This is a genomic window from Permianibacter aggregans, assembly GCF_009756665.1.
Lineage (GTDB): Bacteria > Pseudomonadota > Gammaproteobacteria > Enterobacterales > Permianibacteraceae > Permianibacter > Permianibacter aggregans.
Map to the genome: position 1 here is coordinate 3,999,522 of NZ_CP037953.1, position 23,032 is coordinate 4,022,553.

The window sequence follows — 23,032 nt, forward strand, 5'->3', positions numbered from 1 at the left end:
AGGAATGCTTTAGATGAAAAAATTAAATTGGAGTTATTGTACGCCGCTCGCTAGCATGAAACCAGCTAAGGTAAACGACGAGCCCGTTTGCGGCGTGGTCGGACACAAAGACGAGGAAGCCTATGACAGCCAAAACCTTATACGACAAGCTGTGGGATGAGCATGTCGTGCTGCAAGCCGAAACCGGCGCAGAACTGATTTATATCGACCGCCAATTGCTGCACGAAGTGACTTCGCCGCAGGCCTTCGATGGTCTACGCATGAACCAACGTAAACCTTGGCGTATCGACGCCAACCTCGCGGTGCCGGACCACAACGTGCCGACCGAAGGTCGTGATAAAGGCATCGCCGATCCGATTTCCCGCATCCAGGTCGAAACCCTCGACAGCAATTGCAACGAATTTGGCATCGTCGAATTCAAGATGAATGATGTTCGTCAGGGCATTGTTCACGTCATTGGCCCGGAGCAGGGAGCGACATTGCCGGGCATGACCATCGTTTGCGGTGATTCGCATACCGCCACCCATGGCGCGTTCGGTGCGCTGGCCTTCGGTATCGGCACTTCCGAAGTCGAACACGTACTGGCGACGCAATGTCTGTGGCAGAAAAAGAACAAGAACATGCTGGTCAAAGTGACCGGCAAACTCGGCACTGGTGTGGGCGCCAAGGACATCGTGCTGGCAGTCATTGGCAGAATCGGTACCGCAGGCGGTACAGGTTACGCGATTGAATTTGGTGGCGAGACGATCGCTGGGTTGTCGATGGAAGGCCGGATGACGATTTGTAACATGGCGATTGAAGCCGGCGCCCGCGTCGGTCTGGTTGCTTGCGATCAAACGACCATCGATTATCTGAAAGATCGTCCTTTCGCACCGAAAGGCAGCGATTGGGATAAAGCGGTCGAATACTGGCGCACGCTGCATTCCGATGACGGCGCGCATTACGATCAAATTATTGAATTGAACGCCGCTGATATCGAGCCGCAAGTGACCTGGGGTACCTCGCCGGAAATGGTGGCGCCGGTTTACGCGAAAGTGCCGAACCCGGACAACGAGAAGAATCCAGTCAAGAAAGAAGGCATTACCCGCGCGCTGCAATACATGGGCTTGAAAGCCGAACAGGCGATCACCGATATCAAACTCGATCGCGTGTTCATCGGTTCCTGCACCAATTCCCGTATCGAAGACTTGCGCGAAGCCGCGTCGGTGATCAAAGGCCGTAAAGTCGCCAGCACGATCAAACAGGCGATGGTGGTGCCGGGTTCTGGCCTCGTTAAACAACAGGCGGAAAAAGAAGGTTTGGACAAAGTGTTCAAAGCAGCCGGTTTTGAATGGCGTGAACCAGGCTGTTCGATGTGTCTGGCGATGAACGCCGACCGTCTCGAACCGGGTGAGCATTGCGCCTCAACCTCGAACCGCAATTTCGAAGGCCGTCAGGGTCAGGGAGGCCGTACCCATTTGGTCAGCCCGGCGATGGCCGCCGCTGCCGCGCTTGCTGGCCATTTCGTCGACGTGCGCACGTTTTAAGGAGCGATCATGGAAAAGTTTACTGTAAAGACCGGCATTGCCGCGCCGCTGGATCGTGCCAACGTTGACACCGATGCCATTATTCCGAAGCAGTTTTTGAAATCGATTCACCGCACCGGTTTCGGTCCGAATCTATTTGATGAATGGCGCTATTTGGATCATGGCGAGGTCGGCATGGACAACAGCAAGCGGCCGTTGAATCCTACCTTCGTGTTGAACCAACCGCGCTACAAAGGCGCGCAGGTGCTTTTGGCGCGTGAGAATTTTGGTTGCGGCTCCTCGCGTGAACACGCGCCTTGGGCGCTGCTTGATTACGGTTTCCGCTGTGTCATCGCGCCTAGCTTTGCCGATATTTTCTTCAACAACTGTTTCAAGAACGGCATTCTGCCGATCGTGCTTGACGAGAAAATCGTCGACCAGCTGTTTGCCGATTGCTTAGACAACGAAGGCTATACCATTACCGTCGATCTGCCGAACGAAGAACTGAAAACCTCGACCGGGCAGACCGTGCCGTTCGAGATCGATCCAGCGCGCAAACATGTGTTGATCAATGGCCTTGATGATATTGGTATGACCTTGCAGCATGTGGACCAGATCAAAACTTACGAGCAACAGCGGCGTGAACAACGGCCATGGCTATTTGGCGCGGTGAAGTAAACCACCTTTGATTCGGGCGCGTTGGAGCCCGCATAAATTACGTTTTATATACAAGGATTAATCCATGACAAAAAAAGTATTGCTGCTGCCCGGTGACGGCATTGGTCCGGAAATCATGGCCCAGGCCGTGCGGGTGCTGGATCTACTGAAAAAAGACGGTTTGAAGATCGAAACCGAATCAGCCCTGATTGGTGGTTGCGCCGTCGATGCCACCGGCAAACCGCTGCCGGAAGAAACGCTGAAGCTGGCGCTGACCGCTGATGCTGTGTTGCTGGCCTCGGTCGGTGGCCCGAAATACGACACGCTGCCGCGTGAACAGCGCCCGGAGCGTGGCTTGCTTGCCATTCGCAAGGCGATGAACGTATTTGCCAACCTGCGTCCTGCGATTGTTTATGAAGAACTCTCTGGCGCCTCGACGCTGAAGCCGGATGTTGTTGCCAATCTTGATATCTTGATCATCCGCGAACTGGTTGGTGATATTTATTTCGGCGAGCCGCGCGGTATTGAAGTGCGCAATGGCGAGCGCGTCGGTTTCAACACGATGATTTACAGCGAAAGCGAAATTCGTCGTATTGCCCATGTTGCTTTCCAATCGGCCCGCAAGCGCAACAAGAAAGTCTGCTCGGTCGACAAGATGAACGTGCTGGAAAGCACTCAACTTTGGCGCGATGTCGTTACCGAAGTCGGCAAAGAATATCCGGATGTCGAGTTGAGCCATATGCTGGTCGATAACGCAGCGATGCAGCTGATCCGTAATCCGAAGCAATTCGATGTCATGGTTACCGGTAATATTTTCGGCGACATTCTTTCCGATGCGGCATCGATGTTGACCGGTTCTATCGGCATGCTGCCCTCAGCTTCGCTCGATGAAAATGGCAAGGGTCTGTACGAGCCGATTCACGGTTCGGCGCCGGATATCGCCGGCAAGAATCTGGCGAACCCGCTGGCGCAGATCTTGTCGGTGGCGATGATGCTGCGTTTCTCGCTCGGTGAAGAAGCGATGGCCGATCGGGTCGAAGCAGCGGTTAAGAAAGTGCTGGCTCAAGGCTATCGCACTGGTGATATTTTCACCGAAGGCGGCAAGCGCGTTGGCACCGTCGAAATGGGTGATGCCGTTATCGCGGCGTTGTAATTTTCCCGCGAAACAAAAAACGCGTAGTCAGTATTGGCTACGCGTTTTTTATTGTTAATCGTTTACCAGAACCGCTACCAAAGCGCCTTGACCGGCTTTTGTAGCATCTGCACCCGGGCCTGAAACTCCTGTTGCAGGTTTTCATGGAAGCTCGTTTCATAGCATTCCAGGCCAATGAAAAACTCGGTGTAATCCTCACCTTCCGGCGTCAACAGCACCGACAGCGGTACCTCGTTGCGCTGAAGCTGGCAAAAGGTAATGAATTCGCCATTGCTTTTAAAGTGTCTCGGTACAGCCATAACTACCTCGCGACGTCGTCTTTTTTCGGTATATCCAAGAATTAGCATAAATACCGCTACGAAGTGCGCTTTGTTAAAGAGTCAATATGTCTCAACAACAACTCGTTTAGAACAGGCTGTTTTATAGCGATTATTGCCTTGCTTTCATTGCCAGCTTGATTTGTTCAATCAGCGCTTTACTGGCACTGATTCGGGGCCTGTCGGGAAGGTAGACAATCGGAAACGGGTCGCCGGGCTTCAACTCGTCGCTGTCGGCGGCAGTTTGGGTGACGGTATTGTGGTGTTCCTGACCGTGTTGATCGCGGAACTGGTAGCGGATGCGGAGCGTGCGTGGGCCATTGCTGTTGAATACCCGACAACTGACCACTTGCGCTTGGGCTTCGCGCCCGCGCTCGACCAGCTTGGCCATTTGCCGCTGTCGGACAATCACGACAATAACGATGCCGAACAGCACGGCAATAATGGGTAGCAACAGGCTCCACATTCGTGTTCGCTCCTTGCCCTGGTTGCGTTAACGATAGCGGTAATTCTTTGTCGATGCCATCACGCATCGGCGACGCCCCGTACAAATGCCGCTAGAATGTTGGCTCGATTCGGCATGTTGGTTTTCGAAGTGAAGTCCGAGTTTCCCTTTTTTTCCCTGCCCAATCATCCGGTCTATCTGGATAGTGCCGCCACGACCCAGAAGCCACGGGTTTTGATTGACGCCTACAGCAGACTGCTTTGCCAGGGCGTTGCCAATGTACATCGTTCTGCGTACCGGCTTGCCAATCAGTGGACCGATGCATTTGAACAAGCCAGGCAAACCGTCGCCGATTTTCTCGGCGCGAATGCCAGCTCGATGGTTTGGACTCGTGGCACCACTGAATCGATAAACCTGGTCGCGCGCTGCTTCGTTGAACCGATGTTGAAGCCTGGTGATCGCATTGCCGTGTCGTTGCTCGAGCATCATGCCAATTTGGTTCCCTGGCAGCAAGTTTGTCAGCGCACCGGTGCCGAGCTGGTGTTCTTACCGCTTAATGTTGAGCATCAGCTTGATGTAAGCAAACTCGACGAGTTTTTTTCCACGCCGGTTCGTTTTGTCGCGGTTACCGCGATGTCGAATGCGCTCGGTATTGTGAATGACATCCCAGCGATTGTTGCCGCCGCTCATCGACATCAAGCGAAAGTCCTGGTTGATGCCGCGCAATACGTCGCGCACCAACCGATACATGTTCGCGCCTGGGATTGTGATTTTCTGGCGTTTTCGGCGCACAAGCTTTACGGGCCAACCGGTCTTGGTGTGCTGTACGGTAAACCACAACTTCTGGCTTCGATGCTGCCGTGGCTGACCGGCGGTGAAATGGTTACGAGTGTGCAGCAGTTTTCTGCCGAGTTTCAGCAGGCCCCTCTGAAATTTGAGGCGGGAACGCCGGCCTTCATCGAAGCCGTGGCGTTTGCCGAAGTGCTGCGCTGGCTCGGCACGCTTGATCGCCAGGCTTTCCATGCGCAAGAGCAGAAATTGCTGCAAATGCTCGACAAAGGCTTGGATGATATTCGTCATGTCCACCGACTGATTAAAGTTGGTGAGCGCGCGGCGATCAGCAGCTTTGTTGTTGAAGCGTGGCACGCGAGCGATGTCGCGTCGCTGTTGAATGAGCGCAACATTGCACTGAGGGCGGGGCAGCTGTGTGCGATGCCATTGCTGGCACGTCTGCAACAGCCGGCATTGTTGCGGGTATCGCTGGGTCTTTATAGCGACGAAAACGATATCAATGCCTTGCTGAATACCTTGAACGATTTGTCGGCCTCAACAAAAAGCACCGCTCAGGTTAACGACAACCCAATCAGCCTGATGCAACAAGCCAGAAGCTGGGAGCAGAAAAATCGCGTGTTGATGCAACTCGGCAAGCAATGGTCGTTGCCGGTACCGGTACCACATCACGACTCGAATCAGGTGCAGGGCTGCGACAGCTCCACCTGGCTGGTTGGTCAATACCAGCAGCAACAATGGACTTTTGCGATCGATAGTGAGGCACGAATTATTCGTGGCATCGGTGCGCTGCTGTCAACGCTGGTCAATGACAAAAGCAGTCAGCAAATTCTGGCAATGGATTTGGCCGCCGAACTGAATCAACTGGGTTTGACCGCGCATTTGTCGGCTTCTCGCAACAACGGCGTGCGCGCCATTATTGAGAGGATTCGCCAGCAGGTTGCGGCCGAGGTTTCTTGAGCAGCTTTTCAATGGCGCGTGCGGCCGCAAAAAAACCGAAGCTGCCGGTGACCATGACGGCGGCACCAAAACCGGTGTTGCAATCAAGCTTCATGGCTCCGCCTTCCGTGTTGGCCACTTTCGTTGCGCAGACGCTACCATCGAGTTGCGGGTATTTCAGTGTTTCGCTGGAGAAAATGCATTCAACGCCGAATTTGCTTTTCTCTCCTTTCGGAAAGCCGTATTCGCGTCGCAATGTGGTTTTCACCCTAGCCAGTAACGGATCGTTATAGGCCTTGGCCAAATCGGCGACCTGAATTCGGGTCGGGTCGATCTGGCCGCCGGCGCCGCCAACGGTGACCAGTGGAATTTTTCGACGCTTGCAGGCATTGATGATCGCGGCTTTCGATTTGACGCTGTCGATGCAATCGATAACGACATCGAAATCGCTGCTCAGATACTCATCCAGGGTTTCAGCGGTCAAAAAGTCTTCAATCGCAATGACTTCGCATGCCGGATTGATGGCTCGAATACGCTCGGCCAACACATCGGTTTTCATCTGGCCAATGGTGTTGCTCAAGGCCTGAATTTGCCGATTGGTGTTGGTCACACAAATATCATCGAGATCGATCAGCGTAATTCGGCCAATGCCGGTGCGGGCAATTGCCTCAGCCGCCCAGGAACCAACACCGCCTATACCGACGATGCAAACATGGCTCTGACGAAAACGTTCGACTTGGCTGGCGCCGTACAGACGCTGAATACCGCCGAAGCGTTCGGCGTACGAGTCATTCATGGCAATTCCGGGCTAGAAATATTGCTCACTATTATAACGATCACGCCTACGTCAATTCGTGGGTCAGTTATGGCAGCTGCCAACCAAACTGACGAAACGCTTCGGCGACGGCGATGAGTGGAAGACCTACCAAGGCGCTTGGGTCGTCGGCTTGTATCGATTCAAATAGCGCAATACCCAAACCCTCGACTTTGAAACTGCCAGCGCAGTCCAGTACCTGCTCCGCCGCCAGATAGCGGTCAATTATGGGTAGCTCCAGCGGGCGCATGACTACCTTGGTGGTGACGACCTGTAGATGTTGACCGGTCGGTGTCCGCAGACAGAATGCACTATAAAATTCACTGATCTGTCCCTGCATATGCTCCAATTGGCGGCGAGCATTGGCCAAGGTGCCGGGTTTGGTAAGCAACTGGTTCTGGCAGGTCGCGGTCTGATCCCCGGCCAGAATCCAGGAATCTGGAAAGCGGTTGGCAACTGCCGCCGCCTTCTGCTCAGCCAGTCGCAAGGCCAATGCCGGCGCGGTTTCACCGGGGAATGAAGCCTCATCGACAGCGGGGGAGCAGGTATCGAACGCAAGTCCCAGCTGGGACAGTTGTGCGGCCCGGTAGCGGGAGGAGGAGGCCAGTACCAGTCGCACGGGGTTCATATCATAAGTCCCTAAAAACACAAAAATTTTTGACGGAAACCGATCTCGACTATATGATCGCGCCCTTATGCGTGAGCACAGACCCCCAGAGCGTATCGCTCCCGTCAAATTTGCGAGTATCCAGGCGTCGTTTTCCGGAACTTTGCCGGTCGCACATTTTGAACGGTTAAAGCCCTTGTTGGCGAGTGATTCTGGTGTTGTTCAATGCCAGATGCGCGGCGAACTGGACGAGGTCAAACGACCGCTGTTGATTGCACATGTCAGTGCGGATTTACAGTTGTTGTGTCAAACCTGTCTGACGGAAATGACTTTTCAGATCGATCACGACTTTACCTTGTGTGTCGTGCCGGATGAAGAGCAGGCGGAACAGATTACGGAATACGATGCCGTGATTGCCGACGATGAAGAGTTGTCGGTGCTGCCGTTGTTCGAAGACGAGTTGATTTTGAGTTTGCCGGTCGTTGCTCATCACGCGCCGGGTGAATGTGCGGTAGCGGAATCGCTGCTGCGCGAAGATGATGAAATTGAGGCGAGCGAAAAACCGAATCCCTTTTCGGTTCTGGCGAGCTTGAAAAAATCGAGCAAGTAGTGAGGAGTTTTAAAAATGGCTGTTCAACAGAACAAAAAGTCACGCGCACGTCGCGATATGCGCCGTAGTCATGACGCCCTGACGGGTCCATCGCTGTCGGTGGATAAAGAAAGCGGTGAAACCCACCGTCGTCACCACGTGACCGCTGACGGTTTCTACCGCGGCCGCAAAGTCATCTAATTTCGATTCAAAACCACAACAATAAGTGGAGCCATCGTGACCAAAACCGTCACTCTGGCGATCGACTGCATGGGGGGCGATTACGGCCCCCCAGCTACAATTCCCGCTGCGCTGACTGCGCTTGACCGCTATCCGGATTTACACCTGATTCTCGTTGGAGATGAAGCGCAAATCCAGGAACGTCTGCGCGCCAAACACGCGGAAAATCACGCACGTGTTCGCATCCGTCATACCACCCAAGTGGTCGCGATGGATGACAAGCCGTCGGTCGCATTACGTTCAAAGAAAGATTCCTCAATGCGCATCGCCCTGCAATTGGTCAGGGATGGTGATGCACAGGCCTGCGTGTCTGCTGGTAACACCGGTGCACTGATGGCCGTTGCTCGTTTTGTCATCAAAATGCTGCCTGGTGTTGATCGCCCAGCCATTTGTACGAAGCTGCCAACCGCTTCGGGTCATTGCCATATGCTCGATTTGGGCGCCAACGTCGACTGCGAAGCGGAAGCGCTGTTTCAGTTTGCGGTCATGGGCTCGGTCGTCGCTCGTGCCGTAGATGGTTTGAGCTCGCCAACGGTGGCTTTGCTGAATGTCGGTTCAGAAGAAATCAAAGGCAATGATCAGGTGAAAAAAGCCGCGGCATTGCTGAGCCAGACACCGGCGATCAATTACAAAGGTTATGTTGAAGGCGATGGCATTTATGCCGGCGAAGCTGATGTCATCGTCTGCGATGGTTTTGTTGGTAATGCGGTGCTGAAGGCCAGCGAAGGCATTGTCAAAATGGTCATGGAAATGTTGCGTGCCGAATTCAAGCGCAACATTCTGCACAAGCTGTTTGCCTTGGTGGCGATGCCGGTGCTAAAAGCCTTCAAACACCGAGTCAACCCCGACCAGTATAATGGGGCGAGTTTGGTAGGATTGGATGGCATCGTGATCAAGAGTCATGGCGGTGCCAGCGAAGCAGCGATTGTCTTCGCGATTGAAGCGGCGATAAAAGAAGTGCATTTCAATGTGCCGCAGAAGATCAAAAGCGAACTTGAGTCCATTCTCGTCAGCAGGGCGGAAGCGTGAAATATTCGAAAATCTCCGGTACCGGCAGTTACCTGCCTGAGAAAGTCGTCAGCAATTTCGATCTGGAAAAACTGGTCGAAACCAATGATGCCTGGATCGTCGAGCGTACCGGGATTCGCGAACGTCGTGCCGTCGCGGATCACGAGTCGGCGGCAACGATGGGCACTATAGCGGCTCAGCGCGCGCTCGAAGCCGCTGGCCTCGATGCCAAAGCCATTGATTTGATCATCGTGGGTACCGCAACGCCGGATTGTGTGTTTCCGAGCACGGCGACATTGATTGGTCGCAGCTTGGGACTCAATGGTGTCGCCGCTTTTGATTTGACGGCAGCATGTTCCGGTTTTATTTATGGTCTGTCGGTTGCCGACAGTTATATCCGTGCTGGCAACGCCAAGAACGTGCTGGTCATCGGCACCGAATGCCTGACTCGTCTGATCAATTGGGAAGATCGCGGCACCTGCATTCTGTTTGGTGATGGTGCAGGCGCTGTGGTAGTCAGTGCCTCCGAAGAACCCGGAATATTGTCGACCCATATCCACTCTGACGGCGCCTACGAAGAGTTGTTGTTCTGTCCGAATCCGATGCCAAATGGGCCGAACAAGGATGAACAACGCTACATTCAAATGCGCGGCAATGAAGTGTTCAAAGTGGCGGTGCGTACGTTGAGTAACATCGTTGATGAAACACTGGCCGCCAACGGCATGCAGAAGTCTGATATCGATTGGCTGATTCCGCATCAGGCCAATCTGCGCATTATTCAAGCCATCGCCAACAAGCTGGATATGTCGATGGATAACGTCGTGGTCACTATCGACAAACACGGCAATACCTCCAGTGCATCAATACCGCTGGCACTTGACGCGGCCATTCGTGACGGTCGGGTCAAGCGCGGTCAAACCATTTTGATGGAAGGCTTCGGTGGCGGTTTCACTTGGGGCTCGGTGTTGATGCGTTTCTAACACGCAAGCTTCTTCACGATCAGGGAATACCATGTCTACAGCATTCGTTTTTCCCGGCCAGGGCTCACAAAGTGTGGGCATGCTGGCCAGCTTTGCCGAGCACTCGATTATTCAAGATACCTTTGCCGAGGCGTCGGAAGCGCTTGGCTATGATCTTTGGTCGCTATGCCAGAACGGCCCTGAGTCGGATTTGGCAGTGACTTACCGGACCCAGCCGGCATTGTTGACGGCCAGCGTGGCGATTTATCGCTTGTGGCGTGAAAAGGGCGGCCTGATGCCTTCCTATATGGCGGGCCACAGCCTTGGCGAATATTCAGCGCTGGTTTGTGCGGAGTCGCTGGTATTTGCCGATGCCGTCAAACTGGTCGAAGCCCGCGGCCGTTTCATGCAGGAAGCGGTGCCGGAAGGGCAGGGCAAAATGGCCGCGATTCTCGGTCTGGATGATCAGGACATTCACGCTGCCTGCAAAGAAGCGGCGCAAGGCGAAGTCGTGTCACCGGTCAATTTCAACTCGCCTGGTCAGGTCGTTATCGCGGGTAATGCGGCGGCCGTTGAACGGGCGATGGAAGCCTGCAAAGCTAAAGGCGCTAAACGAGCTCTACCACTGAACGTTTCGGCGCCATCGCATTGTGCGCTGATGAAGCCGGCGGCCGAGCGTCTGGCGCAATTGCTGGAAACGGTGGTTGTCGTCGGTCCGAAAGTACCGGTCGTCAACAACGTTGATGTCAAACTGGAATCGGACCCGGCACGCATTCGCGATGCATTGGTGCGCCAGTTATATAACCCGGTGCGTTGGACCGAATCGGTGCAGAAACTGGTCGGTGACGGCGTAGATCGCCTGATTGAATGTGGTTCCGGCGCAGTGCTGGCAGGGCTAGCCAAGCGTATTGATAAAGCGCTGGCGGCCGTCAGCATTCAGGATGCAGCAGCGTTTGAAGCAGCGTTGAACGGTTAATTAGGGAACAAGAATATGAAACTCGAATTGAACGGAAAGTTGGCGCTTGTTACAGGCGCCAGCCGTGGTATTGGCAAAGCCATTGCCGAGCAGCTGGGTAAGCAAGGTGCAACCGTTATCGGCACTGCCACCAGCGAGCAGGGCGCCGAAGCGATCAGCGCCTATTTTCAGGCCCACGGCATCAGTGGCAAAGGTTTGGTCGTCAACGTGGCCGATCCCGCGTCGATTGAAAAATTGCTGGCCGATATCGAGGCCGGTTTTGGCAAGCAGCCAGACATTTTGGTCAACAATGCCGGTATCACCCGCGACAATCTGCTGATGCGGATGAAAGACGATGAGTGGGATGACATTATTGCCACCAATTTGTCGTCAATATTCCGTTTATCGAAAGCCTGCATGCGCAGCATGATGAAAGCGCGCTGGGGCCGGATCATCACCATTGGCTCCGTTGTCGGCACCATGGGCAATCCGGGCCAGGCCAATTACGCCGCGGCCAAAGCCGGTGTCATCGGTTTTTCCAAGTCGCTGGCTCGTGAACTCGGCTCGCGCGGCATCACCGTCAACGTTGTGGCGCCAGGGTTTATTGAAACCGACATGACCCACGCGCTGTCTGACGACCAGAAAGAAAAACTGTCGACGCAGATCCCGTTGGCTCGTCTTGGCAAAGCCGAAGATATCGCCGCTGCCGTTGGTTTCCTGGCGTCCGATGCCGGTGCTTATATCACCGGTGAAACGCTGCACGTCAATGGCGGCATGAATATGGCCTGATCCGGCCAATCATTTTAAGGCAGGTGCTTGTAATTCTGTAATGTTGTAAGGAAAATGCAGCATCTTGCCGGTAAACTATGACGATCTTACTGATTCGCCATAGTTTTTTTCTGGTCGAACCAGCAGCCGACCAGAAGGTTCAGTCTTGCAAAGCCGGGCTGAATCCATAAACTAGCTGCCTCTCTTGTTTTAGAGGATTTGGAATCCATGAGCACTATCGAAGAACGCGTCAAGAAAATCGTTGTTGAGCAACTGGGCGTGAAAGAAGAAGATGTAAACCCAGCGGCTTCTTTTGTTGACGATCTGGGCGCTGATTCGCTGGACACCGTCGAGCTGGTGATGGCCCTCGAAGAAGAATTTGACCTCGAGATTCCGGACGAAGAAGCTGAGAAAATCAGCACCGTTCAAGCCGCGATTGACTACATCAAGGCCAACAGCAACTAAGCATTGCAAGCATCATTGATTCAGCGGGCGACCCCAAAAGTCGCCCGTTTTCCTATGGAGCGGTTAAAATCTACGCTCTTAAGTCACCAAGGGAGGTAACACCACGTGGTCCAACGACGAGTCGTGGTGACGGGCCTTGGCGCGCTAACGCCATTGGGTCTTAACGTCAAAGACAGCTGGCAGGGTTTGAAAGAGGGCAAAAGCGGTGCCGCACCGGTAACGCATTTGGATGCTTCGGCGTTCAACACCCGTTTTTCGATGCCAGTCAAAGGCTTCAATGCCGAAGATTACATGTCAGCCAAAGAAGCCAGAAAGATGGACTTATTCATCCAGTACGGTATGGCCGCCGGCATTCAGGCGTTCCGCGACAGTGGCCTGGAAGTCACTGAACAAAATGCGGGGCGTATCGGAGTCATCGTCGGTGCCGGTATCGGTGGCTTGTACACCATTGAGAAAAATCACGATGCGCTGCTCGAAGGCGGGCCGCGCAAAATGTCGCCATTCTTTGTGCCCGGATCAATTGTCAACATGATTGCCGGTAACCTGTCGATTGAGTACGGTCTGCGCGGTCCAAACCTGGCTGTTGTCACGGCCTGCACGACTGGTGCTCACTGTATTGGCCACGGTGCCCGCGTTATCGCCTATGGCGACGCCGATGTCATGGTCGCAGGTGGTGCTGAAATGGCCACGACCAATTTAGGTCTGGGCGGTTTCGGTGCGGCGCGTGCTTTGTCGACGCGTAACGACGCGCCGGAAAAAGCCTCGCGCCCGTGGGACCGGGACCGTGACGGTTTTGTGCTTGGCGACGGCGCTGGCGTTATCGTGCTGGAAGAGTACGAGCACGCGAAAAAGCGCGGCGCGAAAATTTATGCCGAACTGATTGGCTTTGGCATGAGTGGCGATGCCTATCACATGACATCGCCGCCGGAAGACGGTTCAGGCGCGGCGCTGTCGATGGCCAACGCCATTCGCGATGCCGGTTTGCGTTTGGAAGACATTGATTACGTCAATGCCCACGGCACCTCGACCAAGGCTGGTGATTTGGCCGAAACGCGCGCAATCAAGAGTGTGTTCGGTGATCAGGCTTATAAGGTACCGGTCAGCTCAACCAAATCGATGACCGGTCACCTGCTTGGCGCCGCTGGTTCAGTCGAAGCGATTGTCGCGATCATGGCGATTCAGGACAATGTGCTGCCGCCGACGATCAATCTCGACAACCCGGACGAAGGTTGTGATCTGGATTACGTGCCGCATACCGCACGTGACACCAAGGTCAATATAGCGATGTCGAACTCGTTTGGTTTTGGTGGTACCAACGGTACGCTGATTTTCAAACGCGTCTGACATTCGGTAACGGGCAATTTTCAGTACAATGCAACCCGTTTGGTTTCGGCCAAACGGGTTTTTCTTTTCGTTCGATAACGTAGGTGTGATGACCACGATGCCGCGACACTGGTTCGACAGCAAGGAATCGACAACGATGCCGATCGACGATCGAGCAGCGCTGTTCGGTGACAGCTGCTTTACCACGATCGCGGTCAGCCAAGGCCTGCCGGAATTTCTCGACGCCCATTGGCGCCGTTTGCAGGAGTCGGTTGAGCGTTTGAAAATTGCTTCTGTTGATTGGTCGGCATTGCGCCATGACATCGCGCGTGCCTGTGATGGCGTTTCGCAAGCGGTACTGCGGGTGATGATTTCCCGCGGTCAGAGTGCCAGTGGTTACCGGGTGCCGGCATCGATACAAAGTCATCGTTATCTCTCTTTGCGCGATTGGCCTGAAATGGTGAACTCCTGGGCTGAGAACGGTATTGCGGTCCGTCACTGCACAGCGCGGCTTTCGCAACACGCATTGCTGGCCGGATTGAAACATGGCAACCGGCTGGAACAGATTCTGGCCAGAGCGGAATGGCATGACGATAGCTTTGCCGAAGGATTGATGTGTGATCAGGATGGTTTTCTGATTGAGGGTACCTGTGCCAATCTGTTTTTTGTTGATCAGCACGGTGTGTTATGCACGCCGAGTTTGCATATGTCAGGTGTTGCCGGTGTCATGCGCAGCATGGTGTTGGCTGATGCTGAACTGCAAGGTCTGTCGGTGCAAATCGCCGATTTCATGCCGGATATTTTGCAGACGGCGCGCGAGGTTTTCATGACCAATTGTGTCATCGGTGTCGTACCGGTGACGCGGGTTGCTGAACAGACTTTTCCGATTGGCGCATTGACCCGGCAATTGCAACAGCGGTTGATTGCACCGTTACGCCAGCAACGGAATTCGAGCCCATGATTCGAAGCCTGTTCAAGCTGTTGATCTTAGCCTCGCTGGTTTTGTTGGCGGCAGCGGTGTTTGTTTTTCTCGAATTGCGCGCGCTCAGTGAGCAACCGGTGCAGCTCGAACCGAACGGCGTCGAATATGAAGTGCCGCCAGGATTTTCCGCCAGCCAGTTACTACGCGATTGGCAGCAACGCGGCTGGATCACGGCATCACCGTATTACCGCTTTTATTTCCATCGCTACCCGGAACAGGCGGCGATCAAATCTGGGCAATATCATTTGCCGGCCGGCGAAAGCTTGCACAGTTTGTTGCAGCGGATCATCAAGGGCGATGTGCTCAGTTATCCGTTCACGATTATCGAAGGCTGGAACATTTACGATCTGCGCCGGGCCTTGCAGCGTGCTCCGCATTTGCAGCAGCAAACGGCAGCGATGGATGATGTCGCGCTGATGGATGCGTTAGGTTCTCCCGGACTGCATCCGGAAGGCCAGTTTTATCCGGAAACCTATCGCTATACGGCCAGCGAGTCGGACCTCGACATTTTGCGCCGCGCCCATAAACGTCTGCAAAAAGAACTGGATGAAGCCTGGCAACAACGCCAAGCGGATTTGCCTTATCAATGGCCTTATGAGGCATTGATCATGGCATCCATTGTCGAAAAGGAAACCGCCGTGCCGGCCGAACGCCAACAGATTGCCGGCGTATTTGTTCGTCGTTTACAGCGCGGCATGAGGCTGCAAACCGACCCGACCGTTATTTACGGAATGGGGCAGTCGTATGATGGCAACATCCGCAAGAAAGATTTACGCACCGACACCGCCTACAATACCTACACCCGTGGCGGTTTGCCGCCAACACCAATCGCGATGCCGACCCGTGCGTCAATTGACGCGGCGTTGCATCCGGACGATGGCGAGGCCTTGTATTTTGTCGCCCGTGGCGATGGCAGTCATGTATTCTCGGCGACACTGGAACAACATAATCGGGCTGTGGCCGATTATTTGAAAACCTTGCGACAAAAAAGAAGACGCTGATGTTCATCACTCTGGAAGGCACCGAGGGTGTCGGCAAAAGCAGCAATCTGGCGTTTATCCAGAACTGGCTGATCAACCGCGGCAAGCAGTTGGTGGTTACCCGTGAACCGGGCGGCACACCGTTTGCCGAAGAAATCCGGCAATTATTGCTGGCGCCGCGCCAGGAACAAGTCAGCGATGATGCCGAGTTGTTGTTGATGTTTGCTGCTCGTGCGCAACATGTCGCCCAGAAAATTCGCCCAGCCTTGCAGAATGGTTTTGTTGTTCTTTCCGATCGCTTTGTCGACGCCAGTTATGCCTATCAGGGCGGTGGCCGTGGTATTTCGATGCAACGACTCGATGCGCTCAGCCAGTGGACATTGCAAGGCTTTTTGCCAGATTTGACTTTTTTGCTCGACATGGCGCCGGCCGATGCTTTGGAACGAGCAAAAAAGCGCGGCGATCTGGATCGTTTTGAGCAAGAGCAACAGGCATTTTTTGAGCGGGTGCGAAACGTCTATTTGCAGCGCGCCAAAGCGGACCCGAAACGAATCATGGTGATCAATGCGGCGCAAACGCTGGAACAGGTGCAGCAGGATATTGCCCATGTACTCGAACAGCGAGTGCCGAAATGAGTTTACCGGTTTGGTTACAACCGACGTTTCAGCACTTGCTGCAGGCAATCAAACAGCAACGCGTCAATCATGCGCCAATGTTGCATGGTTCGATCGGTATCGGTAAGCGCTTGTTGGCCAAAGCCTATGCGCAACGTTTGCTGTGCCGGGCGCAAACTGATGAAGCCTGCGGAGTATGTGAAGAGTGCTTACTGTTTCAGGCAGGCAGTCATCCGGATTTTCACGCCGTATCGATTGTCGAGGGCAAGCAGAGCATCAGTATCGAACAGATTCGTGAGCTGTCGGTCAGCTTGCAGATCAGCGCCCATCGTTCAGGATTTCGGGTCGCGTTAATCGAGCCGGCGGAAGCGATGACCATTGGCGCCGCCAATGCCTTGTTGAAAACACTGGAAGAGCCGGGCGGCAATACCGTGATCGTGCTGGTTGTCGATGATTTGAGCAAGGTGCCAGCGACAATTCGCAGTCGCTGCCAGCGCATGCCGGTCGCTGCACCATCAAGCGAACAGGCACGCCAATTTCTGGGGGCAGATTTGCCGGATCTCGATCCAGAAACCGCCGAGAAACTGCTGCAGATCAGTGCCAGTGCGCCGTTGCTGGTGAAACTACGTTGGCAGCAAGGCGCATTACAACAGGTCGAGGCGCTGGAGCAGGGCTTGAAAGCGATCGCCCGAGGCCAGGCAAGTGCCGCCGAAGTGGCGGCTGGCCAAAGCGATATCGAACTGGCGCTGGCCAGTTTGCATCGCATCGTTATTGGAGGTTTGCAAAAAAGCCTCCAACATGAAGGCCCATTGCCGGCGAGTCTCTGGGATGGCTTTGCAGAAACGGTGCAGCAGGCAGCCCTGGCGTATCGCCGCAATCCGGCATTAAACGGTGCGCTACTCTTGACCTCGGTGCTGGTGCAATGGTTTGATTTCACCGCTTTCCTGCGCCATAGTAAGGCTTAACCTTACAGGTGTCCCTGTTGTTTGGAGATGTAGATGGATAATGCCGCCGCTCCCGGTGGTCCGCGTCACGGCATTCTGTCGCTGACGATCAAAGACAAAGCGGTGCTTTATGCCGCTTATATGCCGTTCATCAAAAACGGCGGCCTGTTCATTCCGACCAATCGCCAGTACAACATCGGCGATGAGGTGTTCATGCTGCTGACCTTGATGGAAGAAAAAGAAAAACTGCCGGTCGCTGGCAAAATCATCTGGGTAACGCCAAAAGGCGCCCAGGGCAATCGCGCGGCCGGTATCGGCGTGCAGTTCTCCAATCAGGATAACGGTCAGGTGCGCACCAAGATTGAAGCCTATCTGGCTGGTGCACTGAACTCCGACAAACCCACCCACACGATGTAAGCGAGGCTGGCGGCATGCCAGCCTCAACTCAGACTATGCAATTAATTGATTCCCACTGTCATCTCGACCGGCTGGAACTGCCCGCCGGCCAAACCCTTGATGAGTTGTTGAACGCCGCTCGCCAATTGGGTGTCCGGCATTTCCTGAATATCGGTGTCGAACGTGAAAGCTTTCCGGACGTGCTGGCCATTGCCGAGCGTTACGATGATGTTTCCTGCACGGTTGGCGTACATCCGCTTTACGAAGGCATACACCAGCAGAATATCGACTGGATGCGAGACGCCGCCAAGCACCCCAAAGTCATGGCCATTGGCGAAACCGGGCTGGATTATCACTACGCCGCCGATAGCAAGAGCGCCCAGCAGCAGAGCTTTCGGGCCCATATCCGGTTGGCGCGTGAGCTGCAGCTACCGCTGATCATCCATACCCGGGAAGCTCAAGACGATACGCTGCAGATCATGGCCGAGGAGGGCGCTGCCGAAATCGGCGGTATTCTGCATTGCTTCACCGAAAGCTGGCAGATGGCCGAAGCGGCACTGGAGCTGGGCTTCCATATTTCCCTTTCTGGCATTGTCACCTTCCGCAATGCCGAATCGCTGCGCGAAGTGGCCAGAAATGTACCCGCCGATCGCTTGCTAATCGAAACCGATTCGCCCTGGCTGGCGCCGGTGCCGCATCGGGGTAAATCAAATCAACCGGCGTTTGTGCTCAATGTCGCCGAGTGCATTGCCCGCGAACGAAAGTGCTCGGTAGCTGAGCTGGCGGCGTTGACCACCGCCAACTTCCTGCGCTTGTTCCCGAGAATTTCCCTGAACTGAGTTTTTTGTAGGCAAAAAAAGCCCGAGCTCAAGGCTCGGGTCAGGGGAAAGAGCCACGAGTGGCTCGTATTCAGCTCAAGGAAATTTACCAACACATCAACAGAGAACAACACACGGACTGCAGACTGACAACACACACCCAAAATACGGGTGCTTCACTATGCTCAAGTGTAGTCGAATTTGCGCAAAGTCAAGTCTGGTCGGATGGAGTGACCCTGGCGGCTCACGTACAATGCCAGCGTCAACATTAGCGAAACGCTACAGGAGCAAGCATGTCGGAAGCGAATAAATCGGGCAGTAACGTATTGGCCAATTGGGACGATATCCTGTACTTGGATGATCAGCTGACCGAAGAAGAACGGATGATTCGCGACAGCGCGCGCGAATACTGCCAAAGCAAGCTGATGCCACGAGTGCTGGAAGCCAATCGGCACGAACGCTTCGAGCGCGAAATCATGAATGAAATGGGCGAACTGGGCCTGCTCGGCATCACCGTCGACGGCTACGGTTGTGCTGGCGCCAGTTATGTCGCTTACGGCCTGGTCGCGCGTGAAGTCGAGCGGGTGGATTCCGGCTATCGTTCGGCCTGCTCCGTACAATCCAGCCTGGTCATGTACCCGATTTATAAATACGGCAGTGAAGCGCAAAAGCAGAAATATCTGCCGAAGCTGGCCAGTGGTGAATTTGTTGGTTGCTTTGGCCTGACCGAGCCGGATGCCGGCTCCGATCCAGCCGGCATGAAAACCCGGGCTCGGAAAGTCGATGGCGGCTATTTGCTGTCTGGCAGCAAGATGTGGATCACCAATTCACCCATCGCCGATGTGTTCGTCGTTTGGGCCAAGAATGACGAAGGCAAGATCCGCGGCTTTGTGCTGGAAAAAGGCATGAAGGGCTTGAGCGCGCCAAAAATCGAAGGCAAGTTCTCCTTACGCGCCTCGATTACCGGCGAAATCGTCATGGATGAGGTGTTTGTGCCGGAAGAGAACATGTTCCCGGAAATCGAAGGTCTGAAAGGGCCGTTCGGCTGTCTGAATATGGCCCGCTACGGCATTTCCTGGGGCGCAATGGGCGCTGCTGAATTCTGCTGGCACGCGGCGCGTCAGTACACACTGGAGCGCAAACAGTTCGGCAAGCCGCTGGCGGCGACCCAGTTGGTGCAGAAAAAGCTGGCCGATATGCAAACCGAAATCACCCTTGGCCTGCAGGCCAGCCTGCGCGTCGGTCGTTTGATCGACGAGCACCGCTTCAAGCCGGAAATGATTTCACTGGTCAAGCGCAATGCCTGTGGCAAGGCGCTGGATATTGCCCGCGTTGCTCGTGACATGCATGGCGGCAACGGCATTGCCGATGAATTCCACGTCATTCGCCATGTCATGAACCTGGAAGCGGTCAACACTTACGAAGGTACCCATGACGTGCACGCACTGATTCTCGGCCGGGCACAAACCGGGATACAGGCGTTCTATTAATCTGTTGTCGCAGTATTGGCCAGCGCGGCGGCACTCTGCCACCGCGCTGGCGATTAGACGTAAGTACTATCGCTTACCGTCCATCAGCAAAATGACGTTTTTTACTGCGATTCCCGTAACAATTCCCTACAAAACAGTCAAACGGAACATGGCAGGCACTGGCGCTTTGTGCCATGCTTGAGCAATGCTGTCTGTGCCGCCCGAAGCGGTATTGACGCGATCTAATCGGTAACGAAAGTGGGTGAGCATATGTTGGTAAAGCACAAGTCGAATTGGGGTCTGCGGTTTGGTGTGGCAGCCCTGTCTCTGGCTTTGGTGGGGGCAGCCTCAATGCCGCTACCGGCAGCGCCGGAAAAATCGACGCTTAACCCGGGCCGTACTCAAGCCCAATCAGCCACGTATATTGCTCGGCTGTTGTCCGACTACCATTACGCCCGACCGCGTATCAACGACGAATTGTCGGCCAAAATCCACGAGCAGTATTTCAAGATGCTCGATGGCAGCAAAAGTTATTTGCTGGCCAGCGATGTCTCACGTTTCGACCGCTACCGCACGACGTTTGATGACGCGCTGATCTCCGGCGATCTCAGCGTACCTTATGAGATTTATCAGATATTTCAGCAGCGCTGGGCCGAGCGTTACGACTACGCGATCGAGCTGCTGAAAACCGAAATGAAGTTTGATGTCGACGATCAGTATTATTTTGATCGCGAAAACAGCCCATGGGCCAAGGACAGCAAAGAGCTCAATGAACTCTGGCGTCAACGAGTCAAGAACGATGCCCTGAACCTGAAATTGGCGGACAAGGCCTGGCCGGAAATTCAAACTCTGCTGACCAAGCGTTACGAAGTGGCCAAGCGCCGGATGACGCAACTGAACAGCGAAGATGTGTTCAGCACGTTCATGAACGCGGTGACTTCATCGATTGATCCGCACGCCAGCTATTTCTCGCCGCCGCAGGCCGAAAATTTCAATATTGAAATGCGCTTGTCATTGGAAGGCATTGGTGCGGTGCTGCAGTCGGACGATGTCTACACGAAAGTAGTCAGCCTGGTGGAAATGGGGCCGGCCGATAAATCGAAACAAATCAAACCGGAAGACAAGATCATCGCGGTCGGTCAGGACAGTGGTGAAATGGTCGATGTCATCGGCTGGCGTTTGGATGATGTCGTCAAACTGATTCGCGGCAAGGCCGGCACGATTGTCAAACTGGAAGTGGTGCCGAACACTGCCGGTGTCGATGGCGCCAGCAAAACCATTTCGATCGTTCGGGAAAAAGTGAAGCTCGAAGACGAAGCAGCGAAATCGAAGCTGCTGACGATCAACAGTCACGGCAAAGACGTCAAGGTTGGCGTCATCACCGTGCCAAAGTTTTACATCGATTTCGATGCACGGATGCGCGGTGACAAAAACTATGTTTCCGTGTCCCGCGATGTGAAACGTCTGTTGAATGAATTCAATAACCAGAGTGTCGATGCGGTTGTGCTCGATTTGCGCAACAACGGTGGCGGCGCGCTGGATGAAGCGGCTTCAATGACCGGTTTGTTTGTCAAGGGCGGTCCGGTTGTGCAGGAGAAAAACCAGTTCGGTCAGGTATCGGTGATCACGTCGCCAGAATCGGAACCGGTTTGGACTGGCCCGTTGGCGGTACTGGTCAATGGCCAAAGTGCTTCGGCTTCGGAAATTCTTGCTGCCGCGCTGCAGGATTATGGTCGTGCCATCATTCTCGGTGAAACCACGTTTGGTAAAGGCACCGTGCAAACGATTGCCGATTTGAATCGTTATCGTGATCGCGCGTCGGAAACGATGGGTGCGCTGAAATATACCGTGCAGAAGTTTTACCGGATTAACGGCGGTAGCACCCAGCACCGTGGTGTCACGCCAGACCTGACCTTCCCAAGCTTGTTCGATCACGCTGAATACGGTGAAAGCTCGCTCGACAACGCCATGCCTTGGGATTTTACGATGGCCACCCGTTACACGGCGTCGAATGAACTGCAACGCTGGATTCCGCAGCTTGGTGCAATCTCTGACAAACGCATCAACAACAACATGGAGTTCCAGTACATCAAGAGCGACATCGCTGAATACAACGCCCGCAAGGATGACAAATCCATTTCGCTGAAACTCGAGGATCGGAAAGCTGATCGCGAGCGGGTGAAAGCGACGGCACTGGAGCGTGAAAACGCCCGCCGGGCGCTGCGCGGCGAAGCGCCGCTGAAGGCTTTGCCGGAAGAGCGTGACAACAAAAACGATCAGGATGTTTATCTGGATGAGTCAGCAAAGATTCTCGGTGACTTGATCTGGTTGAAAGCGGGTGCGCCATTGGTCGCATCCGAAGACACGCGCGCCAATACGCGTAAGAGCAATTGACGACAAAGCAAGAAACGATGCCACGGCATCGTTTCTTGCTTTCAAATCTCGTTTCACGTTCGTTATCTGATTTTTCATTCAACCATTCGATTCGACGCAGGAAGTTGGAATGATTCCGCTGATTGAACCGTCTGTCTCGTTGCAGGCTGCCACCAACCATCTCGAACAGTCTGCTGCTGTGCTCTGTAGCCTGGTCAGCCATCCTTGGCAAGATTTGACATTATCCGAACACAGTGCCGCCGATTTGCGCTTTGACGGCCTGATGCTGTGCTGGATTGAAGATGGCAATGCCGTTGTTCGAGGCCAGAACAAACGCCTGCTGGTATTGGAACCCGGCGATTTGTTTGTAGCGGGCGACTTTCTACAAGGTGGCAGCGATTTGCAATTGAGTTGGGACGGTCCTTTACGATTGCGCGTTCTCTATGACAAGGATTGGCAATTGATGTGCTCCGCCGATCCGCGTTTGCCGGCCGCTTACAATCAATGGCAACAGCGCACTCGTTTGTTTTTGCTGTCGCTGCTGGCGCAACACGTGACGCCAACGCCGTCGCCGCATACCGGCTTTCGTCGTTTTCACCAGGGCGAAACCATCATCAATGAAGGTGAGGCGGCCGAATTTGTTTATACCTTGCTCGAAGGCCGGGCAGAGGTCTTTGCCGCTGATGTCAAAGTCGGCGATATCGGCACCGATGAAATATTTGGTGCCATGGCCGCGTTGGCCGGTACGCCGCGCTCCGCTACCGTCAAAGCCGCCACGGACTGTCAGGTGATGATGGTGGCCCGCGATGAATTCTATTTACTGGTCAACTCCCATCCGCAACTGTTTATCAATCTGTTGCGCGACATGGCCCGCGTGATTGTGTCGCTGAACGAGAAAGTTGTCTCGCTTAAAGGCCGATAAC

The 23,032-nt window shown here is 54.3% G+C and carries 25 protein-coding genes; 21 read left to right on the forward strand and 4 right to left on the reverse strand.

Translation table 11 applies throughout. From position 1 onward, the window contains the following. Positions 1-122: 122 nt before the first annotated feature. From leuC to leuB, 3 genes are all read left to right on the forward strand, one after another. Positions 123-1,526 carry a 3-isopropylmalate dehydratase large subunit gene (gene leuC / locus E2H98_RS18030; protein WP_133587094.1) on the forward strand — a complete coding sequence of 468 codons (1,404 nt, stop codon included), beginning with the start codon at positions 123-125 and terminating at the stop codon, positions 1,524-1,526. A gap of 9 nt (positions 1,527-1,535) precedes the next feature. Beyond that, the gene (gene leuD, locus E2H98_RS18035) at positions 1,536-2,183 is read left to right on the forward strand and encodes a 3-isopropylmalate dehydratase small subunit (protein ID WP_133587095.1); all 648 of its coding nucleotides are present in this window, start codon (positions 1,536-1,538) and stop codon (positions 2,181-2,183) included. Between the two features lie 64 nt (positions 2,184-2,247). Continuing rightward, positions 2,248-3,315 carry a 3-isopropylmalate dehydrogenase gene (leuB, locus tag E2H98_RS18040; RefSeq protein ID WP_133587096.1) on the forward strand — a complete coding sequence of 356 codons (1,068 nt, stop codon included), beginning with the start codon at positions 2,248-2,250 and terminating at the stop codon, positions 3,313-3,315. A gap of 74 nt (positions 3,316-3,389) precedes the next feature. Here leuB and E2H98_RS18045 read toward each other — a convergent pair whose 3' ends face one another. Next, the gene (locus E2H98_RS18045) at positions 3,390-3,614 is read right to left on the reverse strand and encodes a DUF3330 domain-containing protein (RefSeq protein WP_157591455.1); all 225 of its coding nucleotides are present in this window, start codon (positions 3,612-3,614) and stop codon (positions 3,390-3,392) included. Between the two features lie 130 nt (positions 3,615-3,744). Continuing rightward, positions 3,745-4,098, reverse strand: a complete 354-nt coding sequence (locus E2H98_RS18050) for a DUF3592 domain-containing protein (protein WP_133587098.1) — start codon at positions 4,096-4,098, stop codon at positions 3,745-3,747. Between the two features lie 114 nt (positions 4,099-4,212). On the opposite strand from E2H98_RS18050, the gene E2H98_RS18055 reads away from it, so the two are divergent. Next, positions 4,213-5,826: an aminotransferase class V-fold PLP-dependent enzyme gene (locus E2H98_RS18055; RefSeq protein WP_162848133.1), complete on the forward strand. Its 1,614-nt coding sequence runs from the start codon at positions 4,213-4,215 to the stop codon at positions 5,824-5,826. Here E2H98_RS18055 and tcdA read toward each other — a convergent pair. Further along, on the reverse strand, positions 5,783-6,601 hold the full coding sequence (gene tcdA, locus E2H98_RS18060; RefSeq protein ID WP_133587100.1) for a tRNA cyclic N6-threonylcarbamoyladenosine(37) synthase TcdA: 819 nt from the start codon (positions 6,599-6,601) through the stop codon (positions 5,783-5,785). The two genes, E2H98_RS18055 and tcdA, sit on opposite strands and share 44 nt — an antisense overlap. A 67-nt stretch (positions 6,602-6,668) precedes the next feature. Then, positions 6,669-7,247, reverse strand: a complete 579-nt coding sequence (locus tag E2H98_RS18065; protein WP_133587101.1) for a Maf family protein — start codon at positions 7,245-7,247, stop codon at positions 6,669-6,671. A gap of 211 nt (positions 7,248-7,458) precedes the next feature. Here E2H98_RS18065 and E2H98_RS18070 point away from each other — a divergent pair, with 211 nt between their 5' ends. From E2H98_RS18070 to E2H98_RS18150, 17 genes are all read left to right on the forward strand, one after another. Beyond that, on the forward strand, positions 7,459-7,836 hold the full coding sequence (locus E2H98_RS18070) for a YceD family protein (protein ID WP_157591456.1): 378 nt from the start codon (positions 7,459-7,461) through the stop codon (positions 7,834-7,836). Between the two features lie 15 nt (positions 7,837-7,851). Continuing rightward, positions 7,852-8,016: a 50S ribosomal protein L32 gene (rpmF, locus tag E2H98_RS18075; protein ID WP_133587103.1), complete on the forward strand. Its 165-nt coding sequence runs from the start codon at positions 7,852-7,854 to the stop codon at positions 8,014-8,016. Positions 8,017-8,052: 36 nt separating this feature from the next. Next, positions 8,053-9,084, forward strand: coding sequence for a phosphate acyltransferase PlsX (plsX, locus tag E2H98_RS18080; protein WP_133587104.1), 1,032 nt, complete (start codon positions 8,053-8,055; stop codon positions 9,082-9,084). Continuing rightward, complete coding sequence (locus E2H98_RS18085) at positions 9,081-10,043, forward strand: beta-ketoacyl-ACP synthase III (RefSeq protein WP_133587105.1); 963 nt, start codon at positions 9,081-9,083, stop codon at positions 10,041-10,043. The genes plsX and E2H98_RS18085 overlap by 4 nt, the downstream gene beginning before the upstream one ends. A 31-nt stretch (positions 10,044-10,074) precedes the next feature. Continuing rightward, a complete protein-coding gene (gene fabD / locus E2H98_RS18090; protein ID WP_133587106.1) occupies positions 10,075-10,998 on the forward strand; it encodes an ACP S-malonyltransferase in 924 nt (307 codons plus the stop codon). 15 nt (positions 10,999-11,013) lie between these two features. Continuing rightward, positions 11,014-11,766 carry a 3-oxoacyl-ACP reductase FabG gene (fabG, locus tag E2H98_RS18095; RefSeq protein WP_133587107.1) on the forward strand — a complete coding sequence of 251 codons (753 nt, stop codon included), beginning with the start codon at positions 11,014-11,016 and terminating at the stop codon, positions 11,764-11,766. Between the two features lie 207 nt (positions 11,767-11,973). Beyond that, entirely contained in the window at positions 11,974-12,210 is a 237-nt protein-coding gene (gene acpP, locus E2H98_RS18100; RefSeq protein WP_133587108.1) for an acyl carrier protein, read from the forward strand. Positions 12,211-12,315: 105 nt separating this feature from the next. Then, positions 12,316-13,554: a beta-ketoacyl-ACP synthase II gene (fabF, locus tag E2H98_RS18105; protein ID WP_133587109.1), complete on the forward strand. Its 1,239-nt coding sequence runs from the start codon at positions 12,316-12,318 to the stop codon at positions 13,552-13,554. A gap of 88 nt (positions 13,555-13,642) precedes the next feature. Beyond that, positions 13,643-14,494 carry an aminodeoxychorismate lyase gene (gene pabC, locus E2H98_RS18110; RefSeq protein WP_157591457.1) on the forward strand — a complete coding sequence of 284 codons (852 nt, stop codon included), beginning with the start codon at positions 13,643-13,645 and terminating at the stop codon, positions 14,492-14,494. Then, positions 14,491-15,516, forward strand: coding sequence for an endolytic transglycosylase MltG (gene mltG, locus E2H98_RS18115; RefSeq protein ID WP_133587111.1), 1,026 nt, complete (start codon positions 14,491-14,493; stop codon positions 15,514-15,516). Before pabC ends, mltG begins: the two co-directional genes overlap by 4 nt. After that, a complete protein-coding gene (gene tmk, locus E2H98_RS18120) occupies positions 15,516-16,130 on the forward strand; it encodes a dTMP kinase (RefSeq protein WP_133587112.1) in 615 nt (204 codons plus the stop codon). Before mltG ends, tmk begins: the two co-directional genes overlap by 1 nt. Continuing rightward, positions 16,127-17,074 carry a DNA polymerase III subunit delta' gene (gene holB / locus E2H98_RS18125; protein WP_133587113.1) on the forward strand — a complete coding sequence of 316 codons (948 nt, stop codon included), beginning with the start codon at positions 16,127-16,129 and terminating at the stop codon, positions 17,072-17,074. Before tmk ends, holB begins: the two co-directional genes overlap by 4 nt. Before the next feature lie 33 nt (positions 17,075-17,107). Beyond that, the gene (locus tag E2H98_RS18130; RefSeq protein ID WP_133587114.1) at positions 17,108-17,470 is read left to right on the forward strand and encodes a PilZ domain-containing protein; all 363 of its coding nucleotides are present in this window, start codon (positions 17,108-17,110) and stop codon (positions 17,468-17,470) included. 14 nt (positions 17,471-17,484) lie between these two features. Then, positions 17,485-18,288, forward strand: a complete 804-nt coding sequence (locus E2H98_RS18135) for a TatD family hydrolase (protein ID WP_232475431.1) — start codon at positions 17,485-17,487, stop codon at positions 18,286-18,288. Positions 18,289-18,560: 272 nt separating this feature from the next. Beyond that, a complete protein-coding gene (locus E2H98_RS18140; RefSeq protein WP_133587115.1) occupies positions 18,561-19,757 on the forward strand; it encodes an acyl-CoA dehydrogenase in 1,197 nt (398 codons plus the stop codon). 330 nt (positions 19,758-20,087) lie between these two features. After that, on the forward strand, positions 20,088-22,130 hold the full coding sequence (locus E2H98_RS18145) for a carboxy terminal-processing peptidase (RefSeq protein WP_232475432.1): 2,043 nt from the start codon (positions 20,088-20,090) through the stop codon (positions 22,128-22,130). A gap of 109 nt (positions 22,131-22,239) precedes the next feature. Next, positions 22,240-23,031, forward strand: coding sequence for a Crp/Fnr family transcriptional regulator (locus E2H98_RS18150; protein ID WP_133587119.1), 792 nt, complete (start codon positions 22,240-22,242; stop codon positions 23,029-23,031). Position 23,032: the final 1 nt, after the last annotated feature.